Below are 18867 nucleotides of genomic sequence, written 5' to 3' on the forward strand. Positions count from 1 at the left end.
GGAATACAAGGACATGACGGCTCAAGGGATTGAAGATAAGGATGTACCAACTGGCAACTTTAAGCAGGATTTGTCCGGTCGCTACAACCTAGATAAAGTATTTGCAACAGCTGCATGGACTGCCACTATCATTTCTGTTGTGGTGCTGGCATGGTTGTTGTTTACGATTTTGCAAGATGGTTTAGGCACGCTAAACCCTAACTTTTTTACAGCATTCCCATCACGAAAAGCTGAGCAGGCCGGTATCAAGGCAGCTTTCTTCGGCACCATGTGGGTAATGGGGATTGTGGCAGCGGTATCGTTCCCCATTGGTGTGGGTGCAGCCATCTACCTTGAGGAGTTTGCCACTGATAATTGGTTTACCCGGTTGGTGGAAATAAACATTGGGAACCTGGCTGGTGTGCCCTCAATTATTTATGGTTTGCTGGGTCTAGCTGTTTTTGTGCGTATTCTTGAGCCCTTAACAGGTGGACGCAGTGTGCTCTCCGGGGGGTTAACGCTCTCGCTACTGATTTTGCCAGTGATTATTGTGGCTACGCGAGAAGCTCTCAGAGCAGTACCCAACAGCATTCGTTTGGCGGGTTTTGCGTTAGGTGCTAATCAGTGGCAGGTTGTCTGGCATCACGTGCTACCCAGTGCAATGCCTGGTGTCTTAACTGGGGTAATTCTGGCGCTATCTCGCGCTATTGGAGAGACAGCACCTTTGCTCGCGATCGGTGCGGTTGCGTTTATTCGCTCTACACCTGAGAACTTGCAAAGTCCGTTTACGGCAATGCCCATTCAAATCTACAACTGGGTTGGCCGTCCCCAAGAAGAGTTTCACCATATTGCCGCTTCAGGAATTATCGTGCTGATGGTCATGCTGCTGTTGATGAATACGATCGCAATTTACTTGCGTAATCGTTTTCAGAAGACGCACTAGTTTACCGCATTCATTTACCAAGATATTGGGTATTCGCAGGAATTATAAATTATGCAAGATACACGTCCTAAAACTATGACCGATACAGCTTTAAAGGCTGAAAAAATCTCAGTTTACTACGGATCTAGCTTGGCGGTTAAAGACGTTTTTCTGGATATTCCTCGTAACCAAATTGTGGCCTTTATTGGTCCATCTGGATGCGGCAAAAGTACTGTGCTGCGATGTTTTAATCGGATGAACGATCTGATTCCAAGTGCTCGCGTTGACGGCAATATTCTGTTTGACGGAGAAAACATTAAGCGATTTGATCCTGTAGAACTACGTCGCCGCGTGGGCATGGTTTTCCAGAAGCCAAACCCTTTCCCAAAGTCCATCTATGAAAATATTGCTTTTGGTGCTCGTATTAATGGTTACCAAGGTGATATGGATGAGCTAGTGGAGCGATCCTTAAAAGGGGCAGCCCTTTGGGATGAGGTCAAAGATAAGCTCAAAGACAGTGGTTTAGGCCTATCAGGTGGGCAGCAGCAGCGTTTGTGTATTGCTCGTGCGATCGCCATCGAACCCGAAGTCATCCTCATGGACGAGCCCTGCTCTGCCCTTGACCCCATTTCCACACTAAAAATCGAAGAGTTGATGCATGACCTGAAGACACAATACACAATCGTGATTGTGACCCACAATATGCAGCAGGCATCCCGCGTTTCAGATAAGACTGCCTTCTTCAATGCACAGGCCACTGAAGCTGGTGGCAAGATGGGGTATCTGGTGGAATATGACGATACGCAGTTGATATTTAGCAATCCTCGCGAAGAATACACCCGCGACTATGTATCTGGCCGATTCGGTTAATTCACCGGTTGGCTATCCACATCATCCAAGCGTTTCAAATTATCTCCGTAGGGGCATCTCTTGTAGGTGCCCTGTTTTTTGTATGCGGTAGGGGGATTGCATGCAATCCCCCTACTGGAATAATAAAATTCCGGCTTGTATGAGACCGATAGTAAAACCCAAAATTCCCCCCAGGTTAACAATGGCTTGTAGCTCATTGCGGACAATGCCTTGAATCGCCATTTCCAGGTTTCGTGGGGACGTGGCATTGACCCGTTCCATAATCACCTGGTCAATATCAAGAATGGGAATTGCCTTAGCAACAATGTTTTCCAAATCTTCCTCCAAATATCGTTCCAGGATAAGAGCGAGTTCTTGACTAGCAGTATCCAGAGAATCCATAACGACTGAGGATGTCTGTAATCGTTTCAGTAATCGCTGGGCTACCTTGTGCCAGTCAATGGAGTCACTTAACCCCCTGAGCAACGGCACCCCGTCTGTTTGTAAATAGCTGCGAATAGTCTGCCGCAGGGTGAGCCTGAGTTGTTGGACGGTCGATATTGGAAAATCCTGGAGTGAGAAATTTTGCAACCATTCTTGAAACCGATTTTCCACGCGTAGAGCGTTAATCAGTTCAGCAATGCGGCTGTTACACTTGACCGGTTCATCTAAACAATAGGTGCGTAGACGGGTGAGAGCATTGCGCACGCCCAAAATATTGGCGACCACCCAATACGTACCGCTAGTTTTTTCTCGTAAAGTTTCGTCAATCACCTTAATATTTCGATCGGTGAGAAAGTCAATAATTAAGCGACGTAGACGATCAGGCGGCAAAATGCCCTGGCGCACCCAGGTAGAAATTTGTTTGGCCTGATTTTCGTTTAGACGAAAATTCAGCAGGACCTGATCAAAAATATGGTCAATTTGATCAGCCAGAAAATTCTCATCCCGGGCCCATACTTTTAACATTTTGGGTAAAGATTGGCCCAGCATATCCTGAAGAATATTGCCGAGGATATAGGCTGTTTTGTCCTGGTTGCTAGTCTGCGTTTGGGTGAGGGCTAAGTTCAAGAGCCAACGAATGGCACCCTCCATACGTTCAGTTTTAAGTAGTCGCTTCGCCAGCCGCTGTAGCTCTTCGGGCGTCAAAAGTGACCCCATGATCGTATCGGCAATCCGCTTGGCCAGACGGTTTTGGTTGCTCGGAATCAACCCTGGCGTAAATGGTAGTCGTTGGCCAAACAGGTGGATAGGACGATAGGGTCGGAATAACATTTTGATGGCTAAATCGTTAGTGAAATAGCCAATAATGCCACCCACAATGGGGGGCACAACCAACACAATGGGAGAAACTGCAATCATTTTTGCGCCACCAGGACACCCATCATCCCCCCGACGAGAGGATAATGCACAGCCTCACGAAAACCGACTTCTTGGGCCAAGGCAACTTGCTCACTACCCATAGGGAAACGATCTACGCTGGGACCGATATAAGCATACTCTTCGGTCAGACCGCATCGCTGAGCGGTGGGCACCACAATGGTGTCGAGATACCATTGCTGGAACTGCTTAACGAAAGCAGAACTCGGACGATGAAAATCCAAAATAGCGGCTTTGCCATTGGGCTTTAAGACCCTGTGGAGTTCACTCAGCCCCTTGGAAATATTGATGAGGTTGCGTAGACCATAGCCCATGGTCAGGGCATCAAACTGATTGGTCTCAAAGGGCAAATTAAGGGCATCAGCTTCAACCCAAGTAGTGCGGGTGGTATAGCCCCTGGTGGCAGCACGTTGGGCTGCGATCGCAAGTTGCTCAACCGCAAAATCTGCCCCGGTCACCCGACCATCAGCCCCCACTTTTCGTGCTAGCAGTAAGGCCAAATCACCACTACCGCAGCATACATCCAGAACATTCATCCTTGACTCGGCACCACTCCAATCCACAGCCATTTGCTTCCAAACCTTGTGTAGACCAAAGCTCAGAGATTGGTTTAAGTCATCATAGACCGGTGCAATCCGGTCGAATAAGTCACGAATATAGTTGGCATCGGGAGCAGCCTGAGCCATCAGTTCCTTCCTACGGACAAGTGTGATCAGCGACCCTAGCATACAATTGATGCTGACTACGGCAACTGAATCCGCCTTTTATCATACTGCCGCTTGAGCCTATTGAGAGCGGACTGCAACTAGAGCTTGAGCCATTTGATTCGTTGCAATCGTTAGAATATTGCTGACATCAGTGAGCGTGCGATAGCTGTGGGCCCAATGGAGTGACACCACTGCTAACAGACGTTCTTGAAATATGATAGGGGCAACTAAATGAGCTCGTGTACCTGTTGCCTCGTAGAGATGATCATTGACGTTGCTAGCGCTCACGTCAGGCAAAGTTTGCAGAGTACGAGTTGCCATTACAGCCTGCACTAACGGGTTACTGTCTAGGCTTTGACCACCCAAGTTGCCAAACGTAGCCATTGCTCCATTGTCTACACACTTGATGACACATAGCTGAGCTGATAGCGTTTGTCCCCATCCATCAGCAATAAACTGTAGTACCTCGCTTTCCTGCATCGCCATGTGGGCAATCTCAGCGACTCTGCCCATGAGCTGAGATTGCCGATCAGCAACATACAGTGCATGATGACTTTCCTTAAGCAGCTCATAGGTGTCAGCAGCCTTTTGAACTAGCTGTTTTAGAATATTTGGCTCCCAAGGCTTAGTAATATAGCGATAGACTTGACCATTGTTAATGGCTTGAACCAAATCTGTAACGTCTGTAAACCCTGTAAGAATAATACGAACCGTGTCCGGAAAGTCAGGCACCGTCTTACTCAGGAACTCAGTGCCGCTCATATCAGGCATCCGCTGATCAGAAATAATGACCGCAACTTCGCCATCATCTTCTAATACCTCTAATGCTTTTCTGCCGCTCTCAGCTCTCAAAACCTGATATTCGCGACGGAATGTGCGGTATAGCAAGTCTAAATTGTCGGGTTCATCATCGACAACTAGAAGCCGAGGCTTTTGCCTGGTCAAAACTTGTGCTGCATTTAAAGGACTGACTGTGTTCATAAAGACTTGCAGGAGTACACAGAGAGGGCTACTCACAGGATAACGATACCCATCGAATCACACCAGACTGTGTTTGACTGATGATATTAGTAAACCCAGGTTAATTCTGGAGTAACGATTGAGAGAAGTTATCTGGCTAGTGATGCAATATACCTGAACTGTCAAGCTAGCCCCAACTACGGCTCGCTACAATAAGGAAGCTGACTAGAAAATTTAAGAGATGTTACAGTCAATTCTGCATGCCGCCATCAACGTTTCAAATCTGGCAACAGCAGAACATTTCTATGGAACAGTCCTTGGACTAACCAAAGTAGAACGAACCCTGAAATTTGCTGGAGCATGGTACCAGCTAGGCTCTTTTCAAATCCACCTAATTGTAGCGGAGCGTGATTATTCTCAGCCAGCCCCTGATGAAAAGTGGGGGCGTCAAGCACATTTAGCATTTGCAATTACAGATTTAGACGTTGCCAAACAGCGATTAAAGTTAGCTCATATACCGATGCAAGCCAGTTCGTCTGGTCGTGCAGCGATATTTGTCCAAGACCCAGATGGTCATGTTATTGAATTGAGCCAACTGTAAAATATCAGATTAAATTGCCTATAGCGCAATGCTGGCAAAATGTTTATATGGGGGCATGGTAGCGTGAAGATTAATTCTTATTCTTGATATTTTTCTTTCTAAACGGGGGCTATCCGTGAAGTTTGTTATTTTAGGATTGCTTTTTGCTTTAGTAGGATTTCTCTTAGTGGAGTTAGCCCTGAAGCTCTTGTTTGGGTTTGGCAATCCACCTCTCTATGTAGCTGATGATACTATCGGGTATCTGTTAGCCCCCAATCAGCGAGTGCGACGCTTCGGTAATTTAATTAACATCAATCAATATTCCATGCGGTCGAATGAGATTGAAAAAACTCGACCGTTGAATATTCTAAGGGTATTTCTAATTGGCGACTCTATTGTTAACGGAAATTGGTGGACCGATCAATCTTCTACATTATCGGTAAGACTAGAGAATAGCCTTCTTCAATATGATGAGATACAGTGGGCTGAAGTGCTCAATGCATCTGCCAATTCATGGGGACCTCGCAACGAACTGGCTTATCTACAAAAATTTGGAATCTTTGAGTCACAGATTGTTATATTGGTGATCAACACTGATGATCTCTTTGGTGTCCAGCCTAATTCGCTTCAGGTGGGTAAAGACCGCAGTTATCCAAATCAAAAGCCTTTGCTTGCTATCTTAGAAATCTTTAACCGCTTTAAGAAACAACAACCTATTCCAGGTTTAAAAGAGGTTCAGAACGAGAAAGGAGATCGCATTGGCAAAAATCTAACAGCCATTATTGAGATCAAGAAATATGTAGTTACCAACAACGGCATATTGTTGTTAGCCATGACCCCTCTTAAACGGGAGGTGCTCCATGGCCCAAGAGATTATGAGATTGTTGCCCGTGAGCGAGTGGATAAACTAGTCGCTCAGCAACAGATTCCCTATATAGATTTCTTACAACTGTTCCAAGATACCCCTATACCTGAACATCTTTATCGAGATCATATTCATCTCAGCCCCAGTGGGAATACCTTGGTGACTCAATCTTTAACCGCCCTTACCCTCGAAGTCTTGGCCAAGTAAAACCAGTTTTCTCTGAACAGCTACGTAACCTTTCTTTGCAGTGAACCCGATCCACTGCCTTCTGATAATTACTGTGATAATATCAATCACATAGCTAGGGGTGCCCACTCAAACGGGCTGAGATTATACCCTCGGAACCTGAGTCTGGGTCATGCCAGCGTAGGGAAGCAGCCGATTTAGTTGACTGTTACTGCTGAATGCATCCGTGGGAAAGTCAAGGGGTGATATCTGTTATCTACAGACTATGCTCATCGCTCCTAGTGTTCTGCCCAACGCAATGAGGAAGCATGGTGTCCATAGGAGCGATCGCGCTACTAGTGACTCTAGTAACGGCAGCAGCATTTACCCTACTTGGTGTGCTTTATGCTGGGCGTCAACGGATTGATTTAGAAAGCTACATGGTCAATCGCAACCAGGTTGGTGGTTGGTCAGCCTTGGCAACGGTGACGGCTTCAGCTTTGGGAGCCTGGATTTTATTTAGTCCCCAGGAGGCAGGCTCCGCGTTTGGTGGAGTGTCAGCTATTTTGGGTTATTGTCTTGGTTCAGCAGGGGCCGTGGCCTTATTTTTTATCGTAGGGCCAAGACTACGCCACCTAATGCCCCAGGGTCATTCCCTAAATGAGTATGTAAAGCATCGCTTTGGCGGCCCCATGTACTGGCTGGTGGAGACGGTAATTGTTTTTTACATGTTTATTTACCTGGCAGCAGAGCTAACAGCTATTGCCAAGGCATTGCAGCTAGTGGCCGATGTTCCTCTAGGAGTCACCGCTCTGGTAGTGATTACAGCAGTGTTTATTTACACGACGGTAGGAGGTTTAGGCACCACGATCTTGACTGATGTGGTTCAGTTTGTGGTGATTGTGCCCTTGTTGTTGATCTGCTCAGGGATGATTGTTGTGGCTTTGGGGGGGACAGATGCCTTTATTGCTGTTTCTGCTCAGCAGCCCGAGCTATTATCCTTGGGCAACATTGATGGTGTTCGCTTTGGAGCCACACTGATCATTGCTATTGTTGCCGCAGAGGTTTTTAATCAGGGCAACTGGCAACGAGTTTATGCCTGTCGTGACAGCCAAACAGTGCGTCGAGCTTTTCTGGGGTCGGCAGTTATCATTTTGCCACTGATCTTTATTGCAGGCTTGTTAGGTGTGTTGGCAGTTCCCTTAGCAGCAGAACAACCGGACATTATTGGTGCAACTGCGTTCTTTGGTTTGTTGAGCCAACTCGCGATGCCTGGTTGGGTGTTAGTCAGTGTGATTGTATTGGCTCTGGCCCTAGTAATGAGCAGCCTGGACACCATGCTCAATGGTATTTCCAGTGTGTTCACGCTAGATCTTATGCGCGTGTTGCCTGACCCGTCAGCGAAGAATGTGCTGAGAGTTTCACGAATTTTAACTGTTTTGATAGGGGTGCCTGCGATCGCAATTGCCTCCCAAGGCTACAGCGTACTGTATTTATTTTTTGTTGCCGATTTGATTTGTGCAGCCGTCTTATTCCCCATGCTATATGGTTTATACAGTCGCCATCTTACAGGGTGTAATGCCTTTGTTAGCTCGCTCATAGGGATGGTGGCAGGATTACTGTTTTTTCAAAAACCAGACTTTTCACCCTTATTTCCAATGGTGCCTGGTAGTGCAGATCTACTCCATAGCTTTGCAGCAGCGCTGATTACTTCAACAGTGGTCACACTAGTTTGGACTACCTTAGCAAAACAAAATGGTACAGCTCCCGTTTTTAATTACGATCAGCTACAAGCTACACCTTATGTAGCTCAAGCTGAAGACAGCTTGCCAGCCTAATTCCTGGGCCGACCTGGCCAAGTCGTCACCATTTGTTACCCCACTTTATTTTGGTTTAAAGATGAGAACAAACTGGATTACCCCCCGTCGAGGACAAGCGAATGTTACCCAGATGCACTATGCGCGTCAGGGCATGATCACAGAGGAAATGGCGTATGTAGCTAAGAGAGAGAATCTACCTGCTGATCTGATTAAAGAAGAAGTTGCTCGGGGACGGATGATTATTCCAGCCAATATCAACCATCCCAATCTAGAGCCTATGGCTATTGGCATTGCCAGTAAGTGCAAGGTGAATGCCAATATTGGTGCTTCTCCCAATTCTTCTGATATCAGCGAAGAGTTGGACAAAATGTACCTTGCTGTGAAATACGGTGCTGATACCGTGATGGATCTCTCCACAGGTGGTGGCAACCTAGATGAGATTCGTACTGCCATTATTAATGCTGCTCCCGTTCCCATCGGTACAGTTCCCATCTATCAAGCGTTAGAAAGTGTCCATGGCAGCATTGAAAATCTCTCTGAGGATGATTTTCTTCACATCATTGAGAAGCACGCTCAGCAGGGCGTGGACTATATGACCATCCATGCAGGACTACTGATTGAATACTTACCGTTGGTGAAAAATCGCATTACCGGTATTGTTTCTCGGGGTGGTGGCATTATTGCCCAATGGATGTTGCATCACCATAAGCAAAATCCTCTTTATAGCCGATTTGATGACATCATCGAAATTTTCAAAAAGTATGATGTTTCCTTTAGTCTTGGTGACTCTTTACGTCCGGGTTGTCTCCATGATGCTTCGGATGAGGCGCAGCTATCAGAACTAAAAACACTTGGTCAGCTGACCCGACGTGCTTGGGAACACGATGTCCAGGTGATGGTGGAAGGGCCTGGTCACGTTCCCATGGACCAAATTGAGTTTAACGTACGCAAACAAATGGAAGAGTGCTCAGAAGCGCCATTCTATGTGCTGGGACCCTTAGTAACTGACATTGCTCCCGGGTACGATCACATTACCTCCGCCATTGGTGCAGCTATGGCGGGCTGGTATGGAACCTCTATGCTCTGCTATGTAACCCCCAAAGAACATCTAGGTTTACCCAATGCTGAAGATGTCCGCGATGGCTTAATTGCTTATAAGATTGCAGCCCATGCAGCTGACATTGCGCGCCATCGTCCGGGAGCTCGCGATCGCGATGATGAACTTTCCCACGCTCGCTACAACTTTGACTGGAATAAACAATTTGAACTGTCCTTAGATCCTGAGCGTGCTCGTGAGTATCACGATGAAACACTACCGGCTGATATCTACAAGACAGCTGAGTTTTGCTCTATGTGTGGTCCTAAGTTCTGTCCGATGCAGACTAAAGTAGACGCAGACAAACTCACAGAACTAGAGAAGTTCTTAGCTAAAGCAGCAACAGTGTAAAGACATCTGAGACTTTCTTTATGAAGTAAGATGTTGATGGGTTAAATAATATTTGGGAAGAAAGGTAGCGGCTTGATGCTGCTCCTTTCTTTTATCTGGAGAGACATTGGTTTCTGTATGCTTCACATAGGTTTTCTATGGCAGTTACATATTTGTCAGATGTTGTTGCAGGAGTTCTTCAATTTCTTCGACTTGAAATTGTTTGGCCAGCTGTAGAATGGTTTCGGCAAAGACGAGATATCGTTGATCTGTAGCCACTAACTGTTCGACTTGCGATCGCAACACCTTTAAATTAGCTTTTCGTGCGTGAGTAAACAGCATCTCTAATGTTTGCCTTGGAGGTAAGATGAGTTCAGCATTGGCAGATGCTGCTTGTAGGGGACTATCCTGCTGAGATTGGTAGATCCACTCTAATTTCAAATGAGTTAACAGGATCTCGAATAAATGAGTCTCATCTACAGGCTTAGCTATGAAACCATCGCTGCCTTGAGCTAGGGCTTTTTGCTGGTCACTTTGGGATACTGAGGCTGACGAGACAATAACCTTGACTTGTTTGAGGTCCTCAGAATTACGAATGCGCTTTAAAAACTCAAACCCATCCATTGTGGGCATCACTAAGTCAGTAATCACTAAATCAGGAGACCCGGAGCCAAGTATGTCCAGCCCCTCTTGACCATTTTCAGCTTCAACAATATCGAAACCTAATGGCTTTAGTAGATTCCTTAAAACAACACGATTTTCCCAATGATCGTCCACTACTAATATTTGACGACGACGACCCTTGTAACCAATTATATGACGGATGTTGAAGGTTATTGGTCGTTCCTTACATTGCTGCGTTAAAGGAAGTTTAACCGTGAAAAAAAACTCACTACCCTCTCCAATTTGACTGCGTACTTGGATAGTACCTTTCATCAACTGCACAATACGTTGACTAATTGCGAGACCGAGACCTGTCCCTTCCGACTGTTTGTGACGATCACCTACTTGCTCAAATGATTGGAATAGTTTAAACAGATGAGCTTTGGCAATGCCTACCCCAGTATCAATGACTTGAAATCGTAACGATGTTTGCATCTGATCAAGCATCAGCACATCTACCTTTAGGGTGACACTCCCTTGATTGGTAAATTTGATAGCATTGCCCAATAAGTTAATTAAAATTTGCCGTAGACGCTTGTCATCAACGATGACCCCAGTTGGCAATTGAGGGTTGGGCTGATAAATCAATCTCAGTTTTTTTTCGTCAGCGCGAATTTTGCATATTTCCACAACACTTTTGAGTAGTGCTGGTAAATCTACTGCAACAGGTATTAACTCCAGTTTACGAGCTTCGATTTTAGCTAGATCTAAAATGTCATTGATCAAGGTGAGCAGGTGGGTTCCGCATTGATGGATAACACTAATTCCATTACGTTCTCGTGCAGTTAACGTTTGGCTTCTTCTCAAAATTTGAGAATAGCCAAGAATACCATTCAGAGGCGTGCGAAGTTCATGGCTCATGTTAGCCAAAAATTCACTTTTTGCCTGATTTGCAACTTCTGCCTTTTGTTTTGCGATTTTGAGTTCTTCTTCAGACCGCTTTCGGGCAGTCACATCGGTCAGCATACAGAGTGTCCCCGTATGTTGGCCAATGTCATCGAAAATTGGAGTGCCATTGGTCAACAGCCATAAAGTCTTTCCATCTGGCCGCATTAACTGTAGGTCATGGGGCACTCGCGCCCCCCGTTGAAGAGCAGTCAAATACTCACGGACTTTAAGTTTATCTTCACGGGAAGCAAGAAAATCCCATAAGCTAGCTTCCTTTAGCTTTATCTCATCGAGGCCTAAGATATCTGCCATTTTGCAATTGGCAAAGGTAGTTTTTCCTTGGGGGTCTAAGAGCCAAATACCTTCTTCAGCAGTTTCAATAATACGGCGATATTGCTCCTCTTGCTCTCGAATGGTGGCGAGAATTCGCTGACGTTCTTGAATGAATTGGGCTGTATTAATAATTGCAAAGCAGATAAAAATGAGAAATAAGATAGAAATGACTGTAATAAGCTGAATTGCGCCAGATCGTAGATTTACCAACTGTACGTACTGATCTCGTCTCTGATGAGAGTGTTTATTGCCCAGATCATTGATTAGGTACTCAAAGTCGACAAGCTGTTCGTAAAGCTGAGTTTGTAATGCATCATTTGTAGAATCAGTAATCCAGTGATTCAGGTTTACCTCTAATATTTGCCAGGCACGGTCAAATTCAGTGAGCTTACTAGCAAGTTCAGGAGGTAGATCGCTACTGATATGATGCTTTTGAATTACCCTCAGACGACTCTTCACAAGATCAACTTGTTGCTTAATAGCAATCACGTCAAGGTCGCCATGTCTAGCTCTAGCTAGAACGGCTAATCGTAAAACTTCCCGGTTCAATTGATTGACCCCCCGCTCAGAACGATTGAGGCCACTGGTTAGGAGTTCATCTTGGGCTTTTAAGTAATCAATCAGGTTGAGACCGCTGAAAGTAATGGCTCCAAATAATCCCACCGAGATTGTTGCCAGCATCACGATTTTGGTCTGAAAACTTTTGAAGCCTTTCCCAGGCATAAGTTTGGTTTCTACCGGAGTCAAAGGTATACGCATGACAACTATCGCATAAACCTTGAAGTATCACTACTCTTTCACGGTAATGTTCTTAATTTGCCATACCCAATAGGAATCTGTACCCAGCTCAAATTTGTAGTCATTGTAGGGAAAAACGAGCATGGCCGGGCCACGATAATCGGGAGTCATGTATTCATCATCTTGTTGTAATGCAAAAATGACTGGATAGTCACGAACTAAATGGATGGGGACATCTACTTGAAAATCATTTAAGGCAAGCACACCCAGCACGCTGGCTTCAGGAGGAACTTGCCATAATTCCAGTAGATCTTTCATCAAGACCCCTTTAAATGTGTGTTCTTCTTTTTCAAATGGATCTTGAACAGTATATTCCACCAGTCCTACTGACTCAATGGTGGGAATATCCATGATGATCTTTTGGCCATCATTCGTTGCACCAATTTTACCTGAGACTGTTAAGATTACATCTTCCTGGGGCTTAGGAATTGCGCTACCGGCCTTGAGAATAGGTGTTTCTAAGCGAGTGTAAACCGAGTCAAACTTAGGTTGGGTTGCACATCCAACAACCGCAGCTAGCATTAGGGGATAAAGGATGGACTGAAGCGTAAATTTCATGGGTTCCCTCGCATGCTGATCAAGGCTTTGCTCAAGGAGCTTTTAACTTAACGTGCCCTCAAGCCAGAGGTTATTAACGCAGCATTATCCTAAAATTGGCTGACTTTAATGATGGCAGATATGCATGAAAGGACTTGAACTTTAAATACTAGGAAACCGGAAGTTTGGCGAGGGGCAACCTTCGAAACTTCCGGCATAGGGGTTTTATCTGTGCTGTCCTTAGGGGTTTGAAGAGAGCTGTTTATCTCTCTTGTTCTTGATTCCAAACTGCCTATAGCATTTAATTCAGTCAGACTGTCATAGGAGTCGATTTAGCAAAAGCAGGCCACTGAGAACAGTAGCTAATGCTAATAGCCACTGCCAGGGTTGATTCAAGGTTTCTAGGAGTCTGGCAAAACTCTTATAAAACTGAACGATGTCTGCGAACAAACTAGTTTTATGGGGGGGAGTGATGGGAGGATCTACATCCTTAGGAGGAAGCGTGGGAGGGTCTATCTCCTTGCAGGGTAGCTCTTGTGGAGAGCCATAGGGATGCAGGGGGCGACGTACGGATGCGACAGGAGCAAACTCTCCACGATACTGTTTCGTAGCCGCCCGCCCCCGCAAGGGGGGCTTTACCTTCGATGCATGACGGGGTAAACGGGTCATCGGCGGCCAATCCTGACAACATCACCATCAAATGTGGGCACAGAGAGCACAAACGGATCGGTAGAGTAGGTTAAGGCCTGTTCTTCAAGGATACCGAGGGCGATCTCTTCACCCATACGTAAACTATCGTAGTAGTCACTAAAGTAGTGGACTCCAGCCATATCACGACCAATAGAGATATTCGCTGCAAGCTTGTTTAGTTCACCCTCTAGGGTGAGAAACTCACTGCAAGTAGACTCCACAAGACACCCTGTAGGTGCACCTTCGCCCGTAGAAGGATGGGAGAGGTCAGGTGCACGGAAAACAACAGGTTTGTCACCGTGTTCTTCACGCTTGAAAGCGATCGCACCGCCCTTAGTTTTAGCCAAAACAGCACTGGTATCAAAGAAGGCTTTAAGAATGGTGACACAGGCCCCTGCAACAGTGGCATGACCTGCGCCATAGGCAGGGTGCATAGGTGAGCCTTCTGGAAACGCCATGGGTAAGAAATGGGTGCCACAACCAGGGCCATTTGCGATCGCGGTTAGAGTACGTCCCAAAGCATCTCTTAGGACACCAATGTCTGATGCTAATGCTGTAGGAACTTTGGCACCACAGCGTAGTAGCTCAAGTTTGCCAGCCAACGCCTCGGGGCGCAGACGAATATGACTGTTGAACTTCTGGAAACGAACTGCTTTTAGACCTCGGGTCGCCACTTCTGTTACAAGATTGAGAATGTGGGGGCCACCATAAAGCGCGAACCCCCCTGCATTACGAGACGTTTTCGTGTGGCCAACAAAAGTCGCCCCCCCTGAGAGTTGATCAAATCCCGGATCAAAGGGGGTGCCCATGCCTAGCAGGATGATGCAAGCATTTAAGTAGGCTTCGTATAACGCATCATAATGGACATAAGTGGCCAAGTCACGAAGTGTAGAAATAAATCGACGGGGAGGGCGAGCTGGCGCTGAAACAGGTTGACCTTTTTTGGCACCGTAGGTTTCCCTAGGAGGCTTGATACCACGCTGTACCTTCACATACTCAGGCATGGTAATCATGTAGTTTTTGCACGGTTCAGCAATAGGAACCTTCTGGTCGATTTGCAGGACACCATAGGTAATTTTGCCTTCGGCGACGCGTCCCCCACCATTACCATCCTCATCTTGATTGACATCTGTATTACCAATCAGCAAAAACTGAGAGAGATATGGACCGACTTCAACACCGGGAGAAGAACCACGAAAGACTGTTTGAGGGTCGAATTCTTGATCACTATTGACCTTACGAGGGCGACCGGTTTGATTACTTACGTAGCTTAGAGTGTTGAGACGCGAGATCGCACTATCAATCTCTCCTGTGGATTTGCCATTTTCAAAGGCATTAAATGGCTGATCACGGAGAATAGCTAGCTCATAAACTTCAGCCATTTCCAAGGCAAGCTCTAGATTAACATTGCCATGCTCATCCAACAGTGGTGGTGCAGGCGGCATGGTGACTGCCTGGGCATCAGGACCTTGTAGCCCATAAACGACACCAGCGGTAGGTGCTTCCCACTGTCTTAACTTGTCAGTAATCTCTACATCTGTCTCAGGGACAACCTCACCTGCATAGTTCACTTGGAACTTGGCACCGTGACGGACGCGATCTGTAAAAGGATCAATAAAGCCATCGTCAATGGCCCGGCGAAACTCCACGAAATCTTGAGGATCTTGCAGTAAGCCTGTGTCAGGATTGTGGGGTAGTCCTTTGGTAAAGGACATAAAATACTGGGCTCCAGCGTAGCGCTGTTCATCCCCATTAGCTTTATGGGTGGGGTACTCGCGACTTCTAGCTAGTTCGGCTGCTTCCAGACGAACAGCATAGGACTCTTGGCGACGATCAGACATAAGAATCTTCCTACACGAAACGTTAGATCCTACGGATGCTCATGGCACCGAAAATCTAAAAACGATGTATCTGATTCAAATCTAAAAGCCGTGAAAGCAATCGCCAGTACCCTTAGGGGTGATTTCAAATACCCTTGAAATTTATTACTTTGTTCCGGAATTTGCTAAACAACCGATGCTAAGCAGATTGAAGGTTTAGGGCTTTCCAGCGTGCTTGGATTTCGCTGATTGTGAAAACTGCTTTAAAGTCAATATTTTCCTGAGCATAGTGCTCAGCTCCCCCTTGCTGTCGATCGACCAAGGAAATTACCTGTTTGACGGTGTAACCAGCTGCTCTCAGACGGACGATAGCCTTCATAGCGGACTGTCCGGTGGTAACAACATCTTCCAAAATGACAACATTGCTATTCTCAGGGAGGACGGGACCTTCAATGTAGGCTTGGGTGCCATGGCCTTTGGCTTCTTTGCGCACAATGAGAGGAGTTATAGAACGTCCTGTATAGGCTGCAACAACGCTGACTGCGGTAACAATTGGATCAGCACCCAAGGTAAGACCACCAACACCAACAACGTTGTCATCTAAATAATCAAGCATGACTTGCCCCACCATCTGCACACCTTGAGGGTGCAAGGTAACCAATTTCCCATTGATGTAATAGGTACTCTGTTGCCCTGAGGACAGGATGAAATCGCCCTCTTTGTAAGCATCTGTGCAGATCAAATCAAGCAACTGCTGTTTAACGGTGGTGAGATCAGTGGAGACGGTGGACGAAGGAGCCATGGTGTTAGAGATCACTGGATGGGATGGGTACTTTTGAAAAAGCGTTGACTAATGTTGTGCATTATGTGTCTATGAAGCATTGCAAAAGTGATTAAAACGGATAAGATAGAGGCCAACTTTTGTTGATAACTCTGCTTTAGCTTTTGGTGGCTTCATTATTGACTGCTGAATAATGCTTAGCTAGTTTATCGATTTTTATGAACCGGGGTACTATATGCCCCAAATTGTGAGGTGGACCCATCATGAAACTTAAGGGATTAGTACTCAGTACTGCGGTTGCGATCGCAGCCTTGTCAGCCATGGCCAGCCGCGCCAACGCACAGAACGCAACGTTTACCGAGCCAACTGTGCTTGAAACAATGGATGACATTAACACTCGTCACAGCGGTAGCTATAGACGCGATCGCAGCATTGGTCGTCAGGCGGCTCATATTTTTGGCTTTGGGATTCCAGGACGGGCAGCTTTCCCTGAATTGGAGTTAGATCGCAACAGTGCTGGGCTTAATGAAGCCTATAACGAACTCATGTTTCTTCAAACCCGCAATACCCCAGCGATTCGAGTACCTGATCTGGCTAATCCTTACAACACCTCACTTCAGATGCTGCCTGGTTCCCAAGCAGGCAGCCGAGTAGTCGGCACTGAGCTAAACTTTGAGCCGTTGCCAAGACGTTAATAAAAAGCCCCGGTGTCTTAAAGGCATCGGGGCTTTTACAATCCAGGGTGCAGGAATCGAACCTGCCTAAGGCGAATTATGAGTTCGCTGCCTAATCCGCTCGGCCAACCCTGGCTATAGAAAGTATATCTATTAGGCCTGTTATATCATAGTCAACTCCTGAAAATAGATGAGTAACAGTTTTTGATATATTTAAATTTAAGCGACCCTTTCTAAGGGTACGCTAATCCATATTGCTATTTTGGCTAAGTTTTAATTTAACAGTGCCTGGCAGAATATCCCCTGACCTTATGAGAGTTAATCCAGCAATCGCGTTTACCTTGATATTGCTTGCCGCTATGTTTGGTTCAGGCATTGTTAGCGCATCTTGGGGATATTCCTTGGGGCGGCAAGCCCTGACCGGTATTCGCCAACCAGAAACTCGTCCTGCCAGCGCTTCAACGGGTAGCCGAGATACCACCCAAACGAGTGACTTTGTCTTGCTGAAGGAGGAGGATATCCTCAAAAACATCAAGGCTCGTATTGAAGTTGGCTTGGATACTGCTGAGTAGTCGAAAAATGGGACAAATAGATGAACCACCCCCCCCAAGGGGCTGTCAATGGTTGTGCAGGGTTTCATGATTGACGGCGGTGGGTTACCCATTGGCGCTACAGGTATCATGGCCCGTCTGCTGGCAATCGTGGCGCTGATTATTCTGAATGCTTTTTTCGTGGCAGCAGAATTTTCTATTGTTTCGGTGCGGCGCTCTCGGATTAATCAGCTGGCCTCAGTTGGTGATGTCCAGGCACAAACCGTTCAAAGTCTTCAGCAGAGCATTGACCGCCTGCTGCCTACGACCCAAATTGGTATTACCTTGGCTAGCCTAGCCCTAGGCTGGATTGGGGAAGACACCCTAGCGGTCTTGCTGCATCACTGGTTACGGCAGCTGCCTATTCCTGTCTCGTTTTTTTCCCATGGGCTAGCACTGATGTTAGCGTTTTGGAGTCTGGCCTATTTACAGATTGTTCTGGGGGAATTGATTCCCAAATCATTGGCCTTGAGCTATTCGGAACAAGCAGCGCGGCTGTTAGGGCCTGTCAGCCTTACCGTGGCTCGATTGTTTTCACCCGTTGTATGGCTTCTCAATTTTTCCACCCAAGGCTTACTTAAACTGGTGGGATTACAGGAGCGACGTCAGTCGGATACTCAGCTCACGTCAGATGAGCTGCAAATGATTATCAGGACGCCAACAGCGGTGCTTGACCTGGATCAAGAAGAACGGGATATTCTCAATAATGTCTTTGAGTCCAGGGATTTTACAGTGGAAGACATCATGGTGCCGCGAACCCAAGTTGTGGCCCTAGACGATACAGCGACCTGGCAGGATTTACTGAATATCGTGGTAGAGACAGGATATTCTCAGTTTCCTTTGGTCGGCGAGTCTTTGGATAGTATCAGCGGCATTCTTGATTTTAAGGCGATGGCTGAGCCTCTGGCGAAAGGGCAGCTGACCTATGCAACCGAGATCCGTCCGTGGATGAAAGCTGCACGGGTGGTGCCAACAGATTTACCACTGAGCGACTTACTCAGCCGGATGCAGCGATTAAATCATTCAATGATGATTGTGGTGGATAACTATGGTGGCACGGCTGGATTGGTGACTTGGGCAGATGTAACGGCTGAGCTGATTGGTGACGAAGAGGTGATGCTAGCGGGAGACATTACCTATGTAGATGACCACTCAGCTTTAGTGCCTGCTCAAATGGAAATTGATGCGGTCAATAAGCAGTTTACGTTGGCACTGCCCACCACCGATGATTATCAAACTCTGGCAGGGTTTGTCATCCATTCATTGCAGAAAATCCCTGAAGCAGGGGAGCAGTTGAACTATGGTGATGACCTTGTTTTCACGGTGAAAACGGTTAAAGGTCCGAAGTTAGAGCAGATTCAGATCACACGTCATAATGTGCCACTACGCCGTCGTATCCCTCGCAGACAGACAGGAAATTGACACAGCGAGATGGCAGAT

At 46.4% G+C, this 18867-nt stretch carries 17 protein-coding genes, 1 tRNA gene and 1 riboswitch; of the genes, 9 read left to right on the forward strand and 9 right to left on the reverse strand.

The features are described from left to right. Positions 1-13: 13 nt before the first annotated feature. Both pstA and pstB read left to right on the forward strand, forming a co-directional pair. The gene (gene pstA, locus QGP82_RS33010; RefSeq protein ID WP_163663551.1) at positions 14-922 is read left to right on the forward strand and encodes a phosphate ABC transporter permease PstA; all 909 of its coding nucleotides are present in this window, start codon (positions 14-16) and stop codon (positions 920-922) included. 51 nt (positions 923-973) lie between these two features. Beyond that, positions 974-1771: a phosphate ABC transporter ATP-binding protein PstB gene (pstB, locus tag QGP82_RS33015; protein WP_163663553.1), complete on the forward strand. Its 798-nt coding sequence runs from the start codon at positions 974-976 to the stop codon at positions 1769-1771. A gap of 111 nt (positions 1772-1882) precedes the next feature. Here pstB and QGP82_RS33020 read toward each other — a convergent pair whose 3' ends face one another. The 3 genes from QGP82_RS33020 to QGP82_RS33030 form a co-directional block, all read right to left on the reverse strand. Further along, positions 1883-3112, reverse strand: a complete 1230-nt coding sequence (locus tag QGP82_RS33020) for a DUF445 domain-containing protein (RefSeq protein WP_499062133.1) — start codon at positions 3110-3112, stop codon at positions 1883-1885. After that, entirely contained in the window at positions 3109-3816 is a 708-nt protein-coding gene (gene ubiE, locus QGP82_RS33025) for a bifunctional demethylmenaquinone methyltransferase/2-methoxy-6-polyprenyl-1,4-benzoquinol methylase UbiE (RefSeq protein WP_499062134.1), read from the reverse strand. The genes QGP82_RS33020 and ubiE overlap by 4 nt, the downstream gene beginning before the upstream one ends. Before the next feature lie 99 nt (positions 3817-3915). Continuing rightward, positions 3916-4782, reverse strand: a complete 867-nt coding sequence (locus QGP82_RS33030; protein WP_499062135.1) for a response regulator — start codon at positions 4780-4782, stop codon at positions 3916-3918. Positions 4783-5038: 256 nt separating this feature from the next. Here QGP82_RS33030 and QGP82_RS33035 point away from each other — a divergent pair, with 256 nt between their 5' ends. The 4 genes from QGP82_RS33035 (at position 5039) to thiC (ending at position 9674) form a co-directional block, all read left to right on the forward strand. Then, on the forward strand, positions 5039-5398 hold the full coding sequence (locus QGP82_RS33035) for a VOC family protein (RefSeq protein WP_163663561.1): 360 nt from the start codon (positions 5039-5041) through the stop codon (positions 5396-5398). A 115-nt stretch (positions 5399-5513) separates the two neighbouring features. After that, positions 5514-6449: a GDSL-type esterase/lipase family protein gene (locus tag QGP82_RS33040; protein WP_163663563.1), complete on the forward strand. Its 936-nt coding sequence runs from the start codon at positions 5514-5516 to the stop codon at positions 6447-6449. An 86-nt stretch (positions 6450-6535) separates the two neighbouring features. Beyond that, positions 6536-6632: riboswitch (TPP riboswitch) on the forward strand. A gap of 104 nt (positions 6633-6736) precedes the next feature. Next, the gene (locus QGP82_RS33045) at positions 6737-8245 is read left to right on the forward strand and encodes a sodium:solute symporter family transporter (RefSeq protein ID WP_499062136.1); all 1509 of its coding nucleotides are present in this window, start codon (positions 6737-6739) and stop codon (positions 8243-8245) included. 61 nt (positions 8246-8306) lie between these two features. Continuing rightward, positions 8307-9674, forward strand: coding sequence for a phosphomethylpyrimidine synthase (gene thiC, locus QGP82_RS33050; protein WP_499062137.1), 1368 nt, complete (start codon positions 8307-8309; stop codon positions 9672-9674). 144 nt (positions 9675-9818) lie between these two features. On the opposite strand, the gene QGP82_RS33055 is transcribed toward thiC, so the two are convergent. From QGP82_RS33055 to pyrE, 5 genes are all read right to left on the reverse strand, one after another. Continuing rightward, positions 9819-12296 carry a hybrid sensor histidine kinase/response regulator gene (locus QGP82_RS33055; RefSeq protein WP_499062138.1) on the reverse strand — a complete coding sequence of 826 codons (2478 nt, stop codon included), beginning with the start codon at positions 12294-12296 and terminating at the stop codon, positions 9819-9821. A 30-nt stretch (positions 12297-12326) separates the two neighbouring features. Beyond that, positions 12327-12893 carry a putative pterin-binding protein gene (locus QGP82_RS33060; protein WP_163663571.1) on the reverse strand — a complete coding sequence of 189 codons (567 nt, stop codon included), beginning with the start codon at positions 12891-12893 and terminating at the stop codon, positions 12327-12329. A gap of 297 nt (positions 12894-13190) precedes the next feature. Continuing rightward, positions 13191-13541, reverse strand: a complete 351-nt coding sequence (locus QGP82_RS33065) for a hypothetical protein (protein ID WP_499062139.1) — start codon at positions 13539-13541, stop codon at positions 13191-13193. Beyond that, positions 13538-15403, reverse strand: coding sequence for a phosphatase PAP2 family protein (locus tag QGP82_RS33070; protein WP_499062140.1), 1866 nt, complete (start codon positions 15401-15403; stop codon positions 13538-13540). The genes QGP82_RS33065 and QGP82_RS33070 overlap by 4 nt, the downstream gene beginning before the upstream one ends. 178 nt (positions 15404-15581) lie before the next feature. Further along, the gene (gene pyrE, locus QGP82_RS33075; protein ID WP_163663577.1) at positions 15582-16184 is read right to left on the reverse strand and encodes an orotate phosphoribosyltransferase; all 603 of its coding nucleotides are present in this window, start codon (positions 16182-16184) and stop codon (positions 15582-15584) included. 242 nt (positions 16185-16426) lie between these two features. Here pyrE and QGP82_RS33080 point away from each other — a divergent pair, with 242 nt between their 5' ends. Further along, the gene (locus QGP82_RS33080) at positions 16427-16858 is read left to right on the forward strand and encodes a hypothetical protein (protein WP_163663579.1); all 432 of its coding nucleotides are present in this window, start codon (positions 16427-16429) and stop codon (positions 16856-16858) included. Between the two features lie 41 nt (positions 16859-16899). On the opposite strand, the gene QGP82_RS33085 is transcribed toward QGP82_RS33080, so the two are convergent. Then, positions 16900-16972, reverse strand: a tRNA-Ile gene (locus tag QGP82_RS33085). A gap of 176 nt (positions 16973-17148) precedes the next feature. On the opposite strand from QGP82_RS33085, the gene QGP82_RS33090 reads away from it, so the two are divergent. Further along, positions 17149-17409 (forward strand): hypothetical protein, encoded by a 261-nt coding sequence (locus tag QGP82_RS33090; RefSeq protein ID WP_499062142.1) that lies wholly within the window; start codon positions 17149-17151, stop codon positions 17407-17409. A gap of 48 nt (positions 17410-17457) precedes the next feature. Then, positions 17458-18849, forward strand: coding sequence for a hemolysin family protein (locus QGP82_RS33095; protein WP_163663581.1), 1392 nt, complete (start codon positions 17458-17460; stop codon positions 18847-18849). Positions 18850-18867 lie beyond the last annotated feature (18 nt).

It is taken from the genome of Leptothoe sp. LEGE 181152 (assembly GCF_032906605.1).
Taxonomy (GTDB): Bacteria; Cyanobacteriota; Cyanobacteriia; order Phormidesmidales; family Phormidesmidaceae; genus Leptothoe; species Leptothoe turfae.